This window comes from Pseudomonas sp. BNK-15 (assembly GCF_047456105.1).
Classification (GTDB): Bacteria; Pseudomonadota; Gammaproteobacteria; order Pseudomonadales; family Pseudomonadaceae; genus Aquipseudomonas; species Aquipseudomonas putida_E.
Window position 1 is genome coordinate 2899356 of record NZ_CP179898.1, and the last position, 13816, is coordinate 2913171.

Consider the following 13816-nt stretch of genomic DNA (forward strand, 5'->3'; position numbering starts at 1 on the left):
GTCCTCTACCGGCCTTAGAAGCGCCAGATCACGTCGACGAAGGCGCGGTGCATGTAGGAGTCCGCTTCCTTGCCATAGGCATCGCCGGGCTTGAACACACCGGCGCGCAGGCGCACCAGCGCGGACGGCTCGTCGATCGCCTGGCTCATCGAAGCAGGCAGCAGGCCCTGCTTGAAGTACTTGGTGACGACCACGTCCATTTCCTGGCCCAGGTCTTTCTCGCCGTTGACCAGCGGGCGGCTCACGCCGTTGTCGTTGACTGCAGCGTTGATGCCGCTGGAGCCGATGTTCTGCGAACCGTCGACACGCCAGAACTTGTGGTAGATGAAGCTGGCGTCGTAGTCCTCGCGCAGTTGCCAGGAGGCGAACAGGGTGGCCGCCTGCAGGTTGCCCAGCTCGCCGCGGAAGGCCTCGCCGAAGCGGTGCACGCGCGAACGGGTACCGGTGAAGTTGGAGCGGTTGCTCTCAAGGCCGGTCTGCTCGAAGTTGCTCGAACCGTCGTCGCCACCACCGCCGCTGCCGCGGGCATAGGCCGCGCCAACCTGCCAGTTCGGGTCCAGGCGCAGGCGGATGCCCAGGTCGGTGGCCCAGGCGTTGACGTCGCCGCTCTGCTTGCCGACGACGACCTGGTCGTCACCGACCAGCTGGCTGTTGAGCTTGTCGCGATCACCGGTCAGCCAGGTCAGGCTGCCCCAGTAGTTGACGGTGTGGTCGTTGCGCCAGTTGTAGGCGTCGCTGTTGGCTTCCAGGCCCAGCCAGGTGAGGTCGCCGGTGCGAGTCTTGTCCAGTGCGTCGATGGTTTCGCCCGGGCTTTTCAGGCTGCCGCTGTCATGGGTGTGATGGGCGCGCAGGCCGACCCAGTGGCCGGGTGTCCACTGCGTGGCGACGTTACCGTAGATGTGCGTACGGTCTTCGTCTTCCGGGGCCAGCTCGGTCAGGTCGGTGCGGTATTCGCTGAAGCGTTGGGCCACACCCAGGTCAGCCTTGAGCAAGGTGGTGTCGAAGGTCCAGTTCAACGCTTCGATGTTGGTGTCGCGCCACATGCCGTCGTCGCTGCGCAGGCGTTGGCGACCAAGGCGCAGCTGCTCGCCCGGGTAAGCCGTGAGGCCGCTGTAGCCGACCCAGAACTCGCGCATGGCCAGGTAGCTTTTGTCGGGTTGGCGGCTGTCGTCACCGGTGTCGGTGGTGGTGCCGTCATCGTTCTGGCGCAGGGTGTCGGTTTCGATGGTGTCTGTGGCAGCAACGGCCTGGCCCATGGCGAAGGCACTCCAGTTGCCGCGCTCGCCGTATACCCAAGGGCGCAGGTCAAGGCCCAGGCCGTTGACGTCACCGCCGGAGCGGGTGCCCAGGTCGCGATCGTCTTCCGACTGGCCGGTGATCTTCACATCCAGGCCGAAGTTTTTCTGGGCGGTCATGTCGGCCAGGGTCGGGCAGGACCACAGCAGGGCGAAGCTCAGGCCGATGCCGGCTTTCACGAAGGGATTGAGCGTCATAGCGAGTCCTCACCGTCTACTTCTTTTTCGTCGTCTTGCAGGGCCTCGAGGGCCAGGGTGCCGCCTTGGGCCATGCTGCCGCGAGCCTGCTTTTCCTGCGTCAGCAGGCTTTGTGCCTGGCTGCGCTGGTCAGGCGTGAGCTGCTGGTCGAGTTGCTGCAGCAGCTCGGTGGACTGCGGCGTCGGATTGGCTTGCGAAAGCTGGGCGAATACCCAGGCGTTGCCCGGTTGTGGGCGAATGCCATGGCCTTCGCTGAACAGCTGGGCAAGGGCATAGTCGGCACTGTTCTGGCCACCGCGGGCTGCGCTGAGCAGGTGATCGACGGCCTTTTGCGGCTCGACGTTGCCCAGGTAGCCACGGCGATACAGCTGGCCAAGGTAGTAGTGGGCGCTGACTTCGCCGGCCTCGGCAGCTGCCTGCAGGTGGTGTTCGGCCTTTTCGGCATCGGCGGGCAAGGTCTTGCCTTCGTAGTACAGGCGGCCCAGCAACAGTTCGGCACGCGGCTGTTCGGCTTCGCGGCCCTTGTCGATGTAGGCCATCAGCTGGTCGGTGTCGCCCAGTTCCGGGAAGTCGTAGACCAGTTGCGCCAGGCTCACCCAGGAAGCCGGATTGGCCGGGGCGACCTGTTCCAGCAGCGCTTTGGCGGTTTTTTCGTCAGTCTGGCCCAAGCTACGGTCGGCCAGTACACGGGCAACGCTGTCGACCCGAGTGGCAGGCACCGCACCGCGGGCATAGGCGGACTTGAGCTGGCCGAGCAGGGCGGCTTGCTGGTCGGCCTGGCCGCGTTTCTGATACACGGTGGCCAGCTCGACATAGCAGATGTCGTTGGTGTTCAGCGCCGCCTTGCAGATCTTCTCGACTTCACCCAGGTGCTGGTCGTAGGTGCCCTGGGTGCGATACAGCAGCACCTGGGCCAGGCCCGCTTCCGGGTTACCGGCAGCGCGCCACTGGTCGATCTGCTGCTGTGCATTGATGTTGGGGAAACTCTGCGGGTAGGTCAGGTAGAGCATCGCCAGCGGGATCAGGGTATTGCCTTGGCCCTGCTTGGCGGCGAGCTTGAGCAGGGTCTGAGCTTCTTCGCGTTCGGCCTGGGTGCTGTCGGGCTTGGCCACCAGCAGGCGGCCGAGGCGTGCCTGGGCGCGTGGCGAGGTAGCCGCCGCAGCGCGATAAGTGGCCTCAGCTTCCTTGAGCTGCGAGGGATCGCGGGTAGCGACCTTGATGTCGGCCAGGCCTACTTGTGCGTCGCTGTAGCCCAGGTCAGCCAGGGCCTTGTAGTTGCGCTCGGCCAGCGCGGTGTCACCGCGCTTGAGGGCTTCGTTGGCCAGGCGCTGGTCAGGCAGGCCCGCACAGCCTGCCAGGGCGATCGCCGCGGCCAGGGCACAGAGGCCCAGGCTTGCGCTTTTCTTGTGGGGAATCATCGTTTGATCCTCTTACAGCCCACGGGCCACGGCTTTGTCGATCAGCCAGTTGAGCGAAGGGCCACGGTCGCTGCTGACCGATGCCGGGCGCCCGGCCAGCTCGGCAGGCAGGCCGCCGTCTGGTTTGATCTGCACGCGGATGTCGGAGGCCAGGTTTTCGCTGTCGAGGCTGGCGCTGCTGACGATCTGGCCGGTGCGCACTTCGGTTTCGCCCGCCACCTGGAAGTTGACGCGGGTACCTGGCTTGACTTCGTCGAACTGGCGGTAGCTGAAGCGTGCCTCGACCATCGGGTTGCTGGTACGCGGGACCAGTTGGAAGATCGGCTGGCCCTTGGCGGCGTACTGGCCATCGTCCACCAGCTGGCGGGCGACTACGCAATCGCAGGGGCTGGTGAGGGTGCCGGAGAGTTGCTTGCCGAACAGTTCCTCGACCTTGGCCGGCTCCAGCTGCGAGTCGTCCAGGTGGCCTTTGAGCATGTCCAGCATGCTGGTGCTGAAGCTTGCCAGCGGCGCGCCCTTGACCACCATGCCACCGGGCTCGACCAGGCTGTTGACGGTGCCGTCACGCGGCATGGTGATGTTGGTGGTCGGCACCGCGACCACGCCGGCTTCGGCGTGGCTGACGAAGTACATGCCGTACAGCGATTTGGCGACGAAGCCGAAGGCGGCTACACCAACGACGAACACCCCGAGGGTCACGGTCACTGCCTTGAGGCGGCCGAAAGCGGACAGGCCAGAGCCGCCGTCCTTCTGTTTGCGCGCCTTGGTGAAGTTGTCGCGCTGCAGGGTGCTGAGCACGTCGCCGACGCTGATCAGTTCACCCGAAAGGTGGCTGGTGATGATGTGGCGCAGGGTGGCGATGTCGCGGGGTTCGAGGTTCTGGAACTGCGCACCGGTACGGCCATCGCTCGGGTTGCAGGAGCGCACCTGAAACTCGATGTCCATCGACAGGCCCAGGTTGTCGACCACGAACTGCAAGCGCCCGCGCAGTACCTGGCCGACCTTCAGCGGCTGCTTGGCGTAAAAACTCAAGCCGCCAGCGGACAGGTCTTCGACCTTGACCTCCTGGGTCTGGCGTTCGCCATCCAGATAGCGCAGCTTGGCCGGGATGCGCACCCGGGCGTGCTGGCGCTGGGCTTCGGACTCATGCACGACATTGACGTTCACGGCGGTATTCATGGTGGTTTGTTCCTGTTAGTTCCGATCCGGGTTGGGCTCACACGACCATGAACAGCACAGCGACGAAGATGCTGGCAGCCGAGAAGGTCATGGTCCGCGAGGACCAGGTGTTGAACCATTGTTGAAAACTGGCGAGGTCACGTTTCAGGGCAGTCGGTTGACGGGTCCAGGACTGCTTGTCGAGGCGGAAGAAGACGTAGATCTTCATCAGCGCGCCGACGATCTGGTTGTAATAAAGGATCAGCGGATAGGCCGGGCCGACGTTGTGCCCCGAGCACAGCAGCATGATGGTGAGGATCAGGCGGGTGATGCCGATCCACAGCAGGTACACCAGCAGGAAGCCGAGGCCGAACTTGAGGCTGGCGATCACGGCCACGGTCAGGCCCAAGAGGCTGGTCCACATCGACACGCGCTGATCGAACAGCACGATGCTGGTGAACAGCCCCAGGCGGCGCATGCCCAAGCCCAGCGCGCGGGAGTTCTGCCGCAGGTTGTTGCCGTACCAGCGGTACATCAGTTTGCGGCTGGCCTTGAGGAAGCTCTTCTCCGGCGGGTGCTCGACCGTGTTGATGGCGGCGTCCGGCACGTAGAAGGTGTCGTAGCCAAGGCGCATCAGGCTGAACCAGCTGGACTTGTCGTCCCCGGTGAGGAACTTGAAGCGGCCCAGGCGCCAGTGCATCAGCGAGTCGCTTTCGACGTCGGCGATGAACTCGGGGTTGGTCACAACGCTGGCACGGAACATCGACATGCGCCCGGTCATGGTCAGCACGCGCTTGCTCAGGGCCATCGAGCACATGTTGATGTGGCGCTGGGCGAAGCGCAGCTTGTGCCACTCGCTCATGATGTAGCCACCGCGCACTTCGCAGAACTCGTTGGTGGTCAGGCCACCGACGTTCGGGTACAGCTTGAACCAGGGTACGGTCTTGCGAACCACGCCTTCGGCCAGCACGGTATCGCCGTCGATCACCGCGACAACGGCGTTCTCATCCGGCAGCATCCGCGAGATGGCGCGAAAGCCGTACGCCAGGCCATCACGCTTGCCGGTCCCGGCGATGCGCACGATGTCCAGCTTCACGTGGGCGGGCGGGTTGTATTTGGCCCACAGGCTCTTTACCAGCAGTTCATCGGACATTTCCACCAGCGAACAGACCACGGTGGTGGGGAAGCCGCAATCGATCGCTTCACGGATCACTGAGCTGTACACCTGGGCAGTGGTCAATGCTTCGATGCGAAAGCTGGTGACCATCAGGTACACGTGCGACGGGTCGGCCGCGCTGCCCATCTTCTGCACCTTGCGGCGCAGGTAGGGGTACACGCCGTATAGGAAGATCATGCCGCGAATGAAATGGGTGGCGCCCATGGAGTAGCGCCAGATGCCGACTGCGCCGACCAGGAAGATGAAGTGCTTGGACTGCGAGTCGAAGATTTCGGCCGGCAAGGCCAGGGCGATCAACATGAGCAGGCTCATGTAGAGCAGCCAACCGGCGCACTGCAGCAGCACTGTCTGTAGCCTTTGCATGTTCAGCATCCGTCGAGAATTCTGGGAAAAGGGCAGCGCAGGAGGCCTGCGCTGCCTGGCTGCTGGCTTACCAGCAGATGCCTTCGGTACGGCTGATGTTGCAGGTCGGTTTGCTCATGAAGCCGACCAGGTCGATCACTTGCTTGCCTTCCGGCGCTTGTTCGGCCAGGGCGCGGAACTGCTCGTCACGGTTGCCCAGGACGATGATGTCGGCGTTGTCGATGACCTTCTGGAAGTTGGCGTTGAGCAGCGACGAGACGTGCGGGATCTTCGACTCGATGTACTCTTTGTTCGCACCGTGAACACGGGCGTACTCGACGTTCTCGTCGTAGATGTCCAGTTGGTAGCCTTTGCCGATCAGGCGCTCGGCCAGCTCCACCAGCGGGCTTTCACGCAGGTCGTCGGTACCGGCCTTGAAGCTCAGGCCCAGCAAGGCGACCTTGCGCTTGTCGTGGGCTTCGATCAGTTCGAAGGCGTTCTGCACCTGAGATTCGTTGCTGCGCATCAGCGAGTCGAGCAGTGGCGCCCGTACGTCGAGGCTGGCGGCACGGTAGGTGAGGGCGCGCACGTCCTTGGGCAGGCACGAGCCGCCGAAGGCGAAGCCAGGGCGCATGTAGTACTGCGACAGGTTCAACACCTTGTCCTGGCAGACCACGTCCATCACGTCGCGGCCATCGACGCCGACGGCCTTGGCGATGTTGCCGATTTCGTTGGCGAAGGTGACCTTGGTGGCGTGCCAGACGTTGCAGGTGTACTTGATCATCTCGGCGACTTCGATCGGCTTGCGGATGATCGGTGCATCGAGTTCTTCGTACAGGCTTTGCAGGACGTCGCCGCTGGCGCTGTCCAGTTCGCCGATGACAGTCATAGGTGGGTGGTCGTAGTCCTTGATCGCGGTGCTTTCACGCAGGAACTCGGGGTTGACCGCGACGCCGAAGTCGACGCCGGCTTTCTTGCCCGAGCAGTCTTCGAGAATCGGGATGACCACGTTCTTGACCGTGCCTGGCAGCACCGTGCTGCGCACCACGATGGTGTGGCGGCGAGTGGTATCGCGCAGGACGTAGCCGATTTCGCGGCAGACCGACTCGATGTATTCCAGGCCCAGGTCGCCATTTTTCTTGCTTGGGGTACCGACGCAGATCATCGACACGTCGCTGGCGCGGATGGCCTCGGCGAAGTCGGTGGTGCCACGCAGGCGGCCGTTGGCGATGCCCTGCTGCAGCAGTGCTTCCAGGCCAGGTTCGACGATGGGCGACTTGCCCTGGTTGATCAGGTCGATCTTGGTGCTGGACACGTCCACACCAATCACGTCATGGCCTCGCGCCGTCAGGCAGCCTGCACAGACCGCACCCACATAACCCAAACCAAAGATGCTGATACGCATCGCTATCACCTCATGTGTTTATCACGCCAGCTCTTCCGGGAAGAGCCGGACCGGGTTGATTAACAACAGTTTTAGGGCGCACGGATCCCATGGCGAATGCACACTTCACCGAGCGCAGGCATGAATAAATCCGGAGCGCACAACGTTGTGCACTCAAAGTTGGCAGTCAAAGGCCAGTAATTAATAGGCGTGCCCTGAAATGCAGCCGTCTTTATTGCAAAGCGCTACTTGGCGCGTTGCTGTGCTTGTTCTTTCAAGTGAAAAAATCCTTTGAAATCAACCACTAGGACGATTCTTTAGGGGCGCGTCTCTCCTGCTGGGCAGGGCCTACGGGAGTACCCGTGGCATCTGTTAAAAGTTTCGGAGCCGCTATTGGTTCGCGGCTGCTTGTCATCTGTAAGTCATCTCTCACACCGCACAGGCATGAAATTCGTTACGGCACTATGAGCGATGCGTCACAGAAGAAGTTCCTGGGTGGGTTTCGCCTCGATGAAAGATTTCTAAATAATTCTTCAGTGGCGAATACTTTCAAACTGATAGCACGCCTCAGGCGCACCCCTGTATATAAAGGGCGAAATCCGGGTGAGATATTTTTGTGCCAGCACCGAAAAATTTTTTTCAAAATTCGTCAAAAAACTACGAATGGGCTTATGACGGTTTGCGATAACAGCTCGTATGCCGATTTTTTGGCGCTGGTTTGTTGGCATGGTGGCTGCGTGATCCCTGCTTCAGTGTGGTGCGGGTTCACATTCAGAAATATTCAAAGCCATGCGAAAGCTAAGGTTTTTCCGGGGCTGGTCGTTAACACCCTTGGACGCGCCTATTCGGAGCTGTCCATGAACGACGGAGCGTCTTGGGCAGCCTGAGGCCACTGGCCATCAGGGGCGTCTCATCCTTAATCACATGGAAGAGACGAGATCACGCTAATGAAAAAGACATCGCAGATTGTGCTTGCCACCGTATCGCTGCTTGCCGCCGGCCTGGCGCAGGCGGGGCCGCCGGTTGAGGTGACCATCAAAAATCTCGGCGCTCAGCCCGCAGTCATGAAACTGGTGACCTCAAATGAGACCAGTAGCTATCAGATCGCCAACCCTAAACCCTCCAATACGATTCCAGCCTCATCTTCCACCTTCATGCGCGTGCAGCGGTTGGTAAGCCCGGACGTAAATGGTGCGATGGTGCGCTACACCATTGGCAGCAAGACGTGCGCTTTTGGCACCACTTTTCAGATGCGCATGCTACCGGGTGGAATAAAGCAGCCCCAGTGGACCAAAACCGCAACGCCAAGTGGCGGAGCAACGTGCACGGCGACTATTACGAGTACATCCGCTGACTTCGCATGGAAAGTTGAATTCACGATGAGGTGAGTGGCGTTTCAGTCTTCTTCTCAACGTCTGCACTTTGCCGGTATGCGCCGGCGGAGTGTAATTGAAGTATTTGTGCGAAAGGTGGGTGCTGCATCAGCAGCAGGAGTTATGTATATGGATGGAGTCAATGGTCGTGGGGTATATAAAAGCCAGGTTGGCACGGCTCTAACTGTCAGGCGTGTAGAGGAGTCTGACCTTGTAGACGCGCAGAAAATAGACAGCAAAACGGGGAATGGCGAAGAAAAAATTTCGAGCCTGGCTAAACAGTTGAGCGCTGCTGCCGAGCGTGCGGCGTTGCGTGATAGCCAGCTCTCCCGTAGTGAGCTGGCAGACCTTGCAGCCAGCATTCTTGACCGGTTGGGAGGGCTTTCATATTCCTTGGCGAAAGACTTTTATGATTCACAGCTACCGGATACGGATAATGCCGAGTTGCTGGCGCGTGCGCGCCAAGCCAATGATTTTGCAAGTGGCAAAGGTAGCAACCCATTCAAGGGTTTTAGTCGCGAGCAGCTAAGCCTGATCATTTACGATGAAAGCGGGGCTTTCACGGTGAGTGAGCGGCGTGCTGCAATGTTCGAAAAAACAGACCAGCATAACCAGTGGGCACAATCAATAAGCGGCAAGATGAACGCTGAATATCAGCGAACGGGCCGAATTGATGAAGGGTTGCATGAAATTCTGGACTTTTATAATGCTCTACCGCCCATTGAAGTTGCCGAATATGGGAACTATGAGGCCGATATCATGATGCAGTTGTCGCAGCATGAAGTGCCGCAGCCGGAGTTTGATACTTCGTTGATCGACATGCTGGCAAAGGAGTGGAAATCGGCACGAAGCGATCAAGCGAAAGCACTCGACTCGCAGAGCGACGCTGCATTTCAGGGTGAGAATGGGGGGGGCAAGGCATGAACCCGATAGTCTGCGTGAACGGTATCGCGCGCATTCTGGGCTGCCAGCCAGTCCTGCAAGATGTCTCTTTGTCCATCCCCCGCGGCCAGACCTGCGCCATCATCGGCCCTTCCGGCTCGGGCAAAAGTACCTTGCTCAACCTGATCGGCCTGCTCGACCAGCCTTGCCGTGGCCAGATAGTGCTGGCTGGCCGGGACATGACCGCCGCCACCGCCGACCAGCGCGCAATCATGCGTAATCGCCTGCTGGGTTTCATCTTCCAGAGCTTCAACCTGCTGCCGCGCCTGACTGTGCTGGACAACGTCGCTTTGCCGTTGAGTTACCGGGGCATCGGGCGGGTAGCGGCACGCCAGGCGGCACAGCAGCAACTGGAGGCGGTCGGGCTAGGTCAGCGGGCGCAGCACCTGCCTGCCGACTTGTCCGGTGGCCAGCGGCAACGGGTCGCCATCGCCCGGGCGCTGGTGACGGAGCCTGCGTTGCTGCTGGCCGATGAGCCGACCGGTAATCTCGATGGCGCCACGGCCGAGGGTATCGCAGCGCTGTTACTGGCGCTCAATCGTGAGCGGGGCGTGACCTTGCTGATGGTCACCCACGACCCTGCCATGGCGCGGCGCATGGACCGTTGCATCGAGGTGCGCAACGGTGGGGCCTTTGATGCCTGAGGCCTATGGCCCTTCGTGGCCGCAGCGCTTGAGCGAGGCGTTGGCCAGCTTGCGTCAGGCAGGCCCCCGCGCCTGGCTGGCGCTGATCGGCATCGCTGTGGGGTGCGCTGCGCTGGTGGCCTTGCTCAATATCGGCCACAGCGCCACGCAGCATGCTCGGCAGCTGTATCGAGGCATGGGCAGTGAACTGCTGGTCGCCAATCTGCAACGCCCCGCTGAAGTTGCAGCACCCGTGGCACTGGACCTGTCAGTACTGCCAGCGTCCGTTCGCGCCGCTGCGCCATTGCTGGTTTCTGTGGCCACAGTGCAATTGGCAAGCAAGCGCCATGAGACCCTTGTCGGCGCAAGCACGCTGCAACTGGCGCAAGTGCTGGACCTGCAAGCCAGCCAGGGCCGCTTGTTGTCCGCCTACGACGATGACACCACGCATGTATTGCTGGGGGCTACGCTGGCCCGGCAACTGGGTGCGCGTGTGGGCGATCGTCTGCAGTCGGGCCGCTACCTGTTCGAGGTGGTTGGCGTGCTTGCGCAGCGGGGTTACAACCCGATGCTGCCAATACAGGTCGACGATGTTCTGCTGATGCCCTTGCCGGGTATGCGCCGCCTGGGCGCTGCGCCCGAGGTGGGGACGGTGCTTGCACGCGGGCATGATGTCGCGGTGTTGACGGGCACGGCGCAGGCGCTGACTGACTACCTGGCTGCACGATTGCCAGGTTACGAGGTCGACGTGCAACTGCCACAGCAGCTGCTGGAAGGGATGGCCAACCAGTCACGGATGTTCACGTGGGTGCTCGCCGGGTTCGCCGGTATCGCATTGCTGTTGGGTGGGGTCGGGGTGATGAATGTGATGCTGATGAGCGTAGCGCAGCGCCGTCGCGAGATCGGCGTGCGCTTGGCGCTGGGCGCACGCACCCGCGATATTGCCTGGTTGTTCCTGCTCGAAGCGCTGTTGCTGGCGGTTGGCGGAGCGTTGCTCGGAACACTGGTGGGGCTAGCGGCGAGCTGGGGCTTTGCCCTGGTGTCAGGCTGGCGCTATGCGCTGGATGCGTCATCGATAGCGCTGGGCATGGGCAGCGCGTTGGCGCTCGGCCTTTTCTTCGGCTTGCAACCGGCACTGGCTGCGGCGCACCTGCAACCTGTATTGGCGTTGCGCGATGACTAGATGGCTCGTTTTTCTGTGCTCGGCGCTGCTGGGCGGTGCCGTACTGGCTGCTGACCCGCTGCAGCTGCCGCGTTCGGACCACGGCTTTGCGGTGTCGGCCACTGCCTGGGCGGCCAGCGGGGGCGCCGAGGTATCGCTGGAGCTGGCCGATGCCGTTGCCTTGGCCCTGCGCGACAACCGCGCCGTCCGCAGTGCTTATCTTGAGCGCATCGCGCAGAAATTCGACCTGCGCGTGGCGCGTGATCACTATGCCCCGCAGCTGTCACTCAAGGCACGCTACCTTGGCAATCGCAACAGTGATGACCACTACCGCGAAGTCCAGCTCGCTCCGGCGGCGAGCCTGCTCACGCCCTACGGTACACGGCTGAGCCTGGACTGGGCGTACGGCCAGACACGCGCCGACAGGGCTGGCGTACATTACCGTGATGGCGCCAACTTGATGGTGATACAGCCGCTGCTGCGCGGTGCCGGGCGCGAGGTGGCCAGTGCACCGCTACGCCAGGCGCTGCTGGCCGAGCAACTAAACCGGCTGGTGCTCAAAGACCGCGTGGCTGAAGTGATCACGCGTACCATCCTGCACTATCGCGAACTGCTTCACGCCCAGGAGCAGTTGCACATTGCCCAGCAGGCGCTGGCCCGGGCGCAGCAGTTGGTAGAGGTGAACCAGGCGCTGATCGCTGCCGGGCGCATGGCCGCATTCGACAAGGTTCAGGCCGAAGCCGAGGTGGCTGGGCAGGAGTTGGCGCTCGAAAGCAGCCGTAATCAGCTCCACGCAAGCCGGCTGGCGTTGGCCCAGGTGTTGGCAGTGGACCTGGCCACCCCTTTGCGAGCAGTGGAAAAGGTCCACGTCCAGCGCTTGCAGGTCGATACTGCGCAGGCACTGACCCAAGCCGAAGCGCTGCAGCCTGCGTATCTGATGCAGGTGATCACGGGTGAGCAGGCGTTGATTGAGCTGCAGGTGGCACGCAATGAGCAATGGTGGGACGTGTCGCTGGTCGGCGGGGCCAGCCAGACGCGCCAGCGCCCTGGCAACCAGGCCGGCTGGGAGCACTATGTAGGGCTGGAGCTGGAAATACCGCTTGGAGACCTGAGCCGGCGTCAGGCCGAGGTACGTGCCCGCGTGGCTGTCGAAAGGCAGCAGGTCAGCCTGGCCGAGGCGCGCCAGCAACTCCAGCGCGATGTGTTGACTGCAGTGCGCGATTCCCAGGTGCGTTGGCGCCAGCTGGAAATTGCCGCACGGGCGCTGGCGCTATCGCGGCGCAAGCTGGAGATAGAACAGGAAAAACTTGCCGTCGGACGCTCGAGCAATTTCCAGGTGCTCAGCTTCGAGAGCGATTTGCGCCATGCGCAGAGCGTCGAACTGGATGCCAGAATTGCCTACCTCAATGGCCAGGCTGAACTCGACCGGACACTGGGTACCACGCTGGAAAGCTGGGCTGTGGCGCTCAATGATTAGATGGCGGTTGCTGTTGTGGCTGCTGGCGTGGCCGGCAGCGTGGCTCCTGTGGCAAGCCTGGCCTGCTAGCCAGGGGCAGGATGTCGCGGCGCGCTGGTTGTGGGTTGAGCCGCAGCGGCTGGAAAGCCGGGTGGGCCTGGTCGGCAGGGTCCAGGCGGTCCGCCAGCAGATCCAGGCTGCGCCATTCGACGGGGTGGTCACCGAAGTGGAGGTGGAGCCAGGGCAGCGGGTGGCTCCAGGCCAGCCACTGTTCAGGCTCGATACCGCACAACTGGATGTGCAGATACGCCAGGCCGAGGCCGAGTGGCTCAAGGCGCGGACAAGCGTGCGCCTGCTGCAGGGTTGGCAAACCGGGCCGCAGGTGGCCCGTGCGCGCCGCGCGATGTTCGGCGCCCGGGGGGCTTTGGCAGCCAGCGAGGGCGCGCTGGCAGACACACGACGCCTGTTCGAGCGGGGGATCGTCGCCCGCATCGAGGTCGACAGCCTGGCGCAGCAGGTAGTCGCTCAGCGCGAGGCACTGCAAGATGCCGAACAGGAGCTGAGCCTGGTGCGCGAACGCGGGCGAGGCGATGAGCTGCGCATTGCACAGATGGCGCTGGCTAATACCCACGCCCGCTGGCAGGCGATGCTGGCCCAGCGTGAGCGCAGGGTGGTCAGGGCGCCTTTTGCGGCCTTGGTGGTGCGTGCCGACAACGCTGGGGGCGGTGCCTCACGGCACCTGCAAGCGGGCCAGCAGGTGAGCCAGGGTGCGCCATTGCTGACGCTGGTCGACCTGAGCCAGCTGCAGGTGCTTGCCGCAGTCCAGGAGCATGATCTGGACAGGCTGCGCGAAGGGCTGGAGGTCGAGGTCATCATCGCCGGTCAGCCACTTGCCGGCCAGGTGCAACGCGTTGCCCTTCAGGCCAGGAACGATGAAGGGCAGGGGGCCTGGTACGACGTACGGGTGGCCTTGGAGATGCCGAGGGAGCCGTCGACACCGTTGTTGCGCCTTGGGATGACGGCGCAGTTGACAGTGATCGCGCACAGAACGGAGCAGGGCATTGCGGTACCGGCAGAGGCGCTGCAGGTGGATGAGGCGGGGCAGGCTTACGTGGTCTACCGGGCTACGGGCGATCGACAGGGGCGCAAGGTACCGTTCACGGCAGGTGTCGCGGTAGCGCAGGGGGTCGAGGTGGTGGGGCTATCGGCGGGTTATGTACGAATTCCGTAACGGGCCGCTGTGCGGCCCGGTCGGTTGTCACAGATCCAGGGACCAGGGCTTGGCGGT

The 13816-nt window shown here is 62.5% G+C and carries 12 protein-coding genes; 7 read left to right on the forward strand and 5 right to left on the reverse strand.

Annotation, left to right across the window (positions count from 1 at the left end; all coding sequences use genetic code 11):
• Positions 1–14: 14 nt before the first annotated feature.
• From ACMGF5_RS13225 to ACMGF5_RS13245, 5 genes are all read right to left on the reverse strand, one after another.
• Positions 15–1493 carry an alginate export family protein gene (locus ACMGF5_RS13225; RefSeq protein WP_115273615.1) on the reverse strand — a complete coding sequence of 493 codons (1479 nt, stop codon included), beginning with the start codon at positions 1491–1493 and terminating at the stop codon, positions 15–17.
• Positions 1490–2911, reverse strand: coding sequence for an alginate biosynthesis TPR repeat lipoprotein AlgK (gene algK, locus ACMGF5_RS13230; protein ID WP_414156158.1), 1422 nt, complete (start codon positions 2909–2911; stop codon positions 1490–1492). Before algK ends, ACMGF5_RS13225 begins: the two co-directional genes overlap by 4 nt.
• 12 nt (positions 2912–2923) lie before the next feature.
• Positions 2924–4090 carry an alginate biosynthesis protein Alg44 gene (locus tag ACMGF5_RS13235; protein ID WP_174142262.1) on the reverse strand — a complete coding sequence of 389 codons (1167 nt, stop codon included), beginning with the start codon at positions 4088–4090 and terminating at the stop codon, positions 2924–2926.
• Between the two features lie 37 nt (positions 4091–4127).
• Positions 4128–5609 (reverse strand): mannuronan synthase, encoded by a 1482-nt coding sequence (alg8, locus tag ACMGF5_RS13240; protein WP_174142263.1) that lies wholly within the window; start codon positions 5607–5609, stop codon positions 4128–4130.
• Positions 5610–5676: 67 nt separating this feature from the next.
• Positions 5677–6993 (reverse strand): nucleotide sugar dehydrogenase, encoded by a 1317-nt coding sequence (locus tag ACMGF5_RS13245; protein ID WP_119688305.1) that lies wholly within the window; start codon positions 6991–6993, stop codon positions 5677–5679.
• A 341-nt stretch (positions 6994–7334) separates the two neighbouring features.
• Here ACMGF5_RS13245 and ACMGF5_RS13250 point away from each other — a divergent pair, with 341 nt between their 5' ends.
• The 7 genes from ACMGF5_RS13250 (at position 7335) to ACMGF5_RS13280 (ending at position 13759) form a co-directional block, all read left to right on the forward strand.
• Complete coding sequence (locus ACMGF5_RS13250) at positions 7335–7859, forward strand: hypothetical protein (protein ID WP_251961995.1); 525 nt, start codon at positions 7335–7337, stop codon at positions 7857–7859.
• Between the two features lie 60 nt (positions 7860–7919).
• The gene (locus ACMGF5_RS13255; protein WP_115273619.1) at positions 7920–8360 is read left to right on the forward strand and encodes a hypothetical protein; all 441 of its coding nucleotides are present in this window, start codon (positions 7920–7922) and stop codon (positions 8358–8360) included.
• Between the two features lie 114 nt (positions 8361–8474).
• On the forward strand, positions 8475–9269 hold the full coding sequence (locus ACMGF5_RS13260; RefSeq protein ID WP_052750401.1) for a hypothetical protein: 795 nt from the start codon (positions 8475–8477) through the stop codon (positions 9267–9269).
• Positions 9266–9931 (forward strand): ABC transporter ATP-binding protein, encoded by a 666-nt coding sequence (locus ACMGF5_RS13265; RefSeq protein ID WP_251961994.1) that lies wholly within the window; start codon positions 9266–9268, stop codon positions 9929–9931. Before ACMGF5_RS13260 ends, ACMGF5_RS13265 begins: the two co-directional genes overlap by 4 nt.
• Complete coding sequence (locus ACMGF5_RS13270) at positions 9924–11093, forward strand: ABC transporter permease (RefSeq protein WP_414156865.1); 1170 nt, start codon at positions 9924–9926, stop codon at positions 11091–11093. The genes ACMGF5_RS13265 and ACMGF5_RS13270 overlap by 8 nt, the downstream gene beginning before the upstream one ends.
• A complete protein-coding gene (locus tag ACMGF5_RS13275) occupies positions 11086–12549 on the forward strand; it encodes a TolC family protein (RefSeq protein WP_237860127.1) in 1464 nt (487 codons plus the stop codon). The genes ACMGF5_RS13270 and ACMGF5_RS13275 overlap by 8 nt, the downstream gene beginning before the upstream one ends.
• A complete protein-coding gene (locus tag ACMGF5_RS13280) occupies positions 12542–13759 on the forward strand; it encodes an efflux RND transporter periplasmic adaptor subunit (protein WP_414156866.1) in 1218 nt (405 codons plus the stop codon). Before ACMGF5_RS13275 ends, ACMGF5_RS13280 begins: the two co-directional genes overlap by 8 nt.
• Positions 13760–13816: the final 57 nt, after the last annotated feature.

Coding starts and splice junctions, on each gene's coding strand:
- ACMGF5_RS13225 (WP_115273615.1), bottom strand. CDS start 1,493: ATGACGCTCAATCCCTTCGTGAAAGCCGGCATCGGCCTGAGCTTCGCC.
- algK (WP_414156158.1), bottom strand. CDS start 2,911: ATGATTCCCCACAAGAAAAGCGCAAGCCTGGGCCTCTGTGCCCTGGCC.
- ACMGF5_RS13235 (WP_174142262.1), bottom strand. CDS start 4,090: ATGAATACCGCCGTGAACGTCAATGTCGTGCATGAGTCCGAAGCCCAG.
- alg8 (WP_174142263.1), bottom strand. CDS start 5,609: ATGCAAAGGCTACAGACAGTGCTGCTGCAGTGCGCCGGTTGGCTGCTC.
- ACMGF5_RS13245 (WP_119688305.1), bottom strand. CDS start 6,993: ATGCGTATCAGCATCTTTGGTTTGGGTTATGTGGGTGCGGTCTGTGCA.
- ACMGF5_RS13255 (WP_115273619.1), top strand. CDS start 7,920: ATGAAAAAGACATCGCAGATTGTGCTTGCCACCGTATCGCTGCTTGCC.
- ACMGF5_RS13260 (WP_052750401.1), top strand. CDS start 8,475: ATGGATGGAGTCAATGGTCGTGGGGTATATAAAAGCCAGGTTGGCACG.
- ACMGF5_RS13265 (WP_251961994.1), top strand. CDS start 9,266: ATGAACCCGATAGTCTGCGTGAACGGTATCGCGCGCATTCTGGGCTGC.
- ACMGF5_RS13270 (WP_414156865.1), top strand. CDS start 9,924: ATGCCTGAGGCCTATGGCCCTTCGTGGCCGCAGCGCTTGAGCGAGGCG.
- ACMGF5_RS13275 (WP_237860127.1), top strand. CDS start 11,086: ATGACTAGATGGCTCGTTTTTCTGTGCTCGGCGCTGCTGGGCGGTGCC.
- ACMGF5_RS13280 (WP_414156866.1), top strand. CDS start 12,542: ATGATTAGATGGCGGTTGCTGTTGTGGCTGCTGGCGTGGCCGGCAGCG.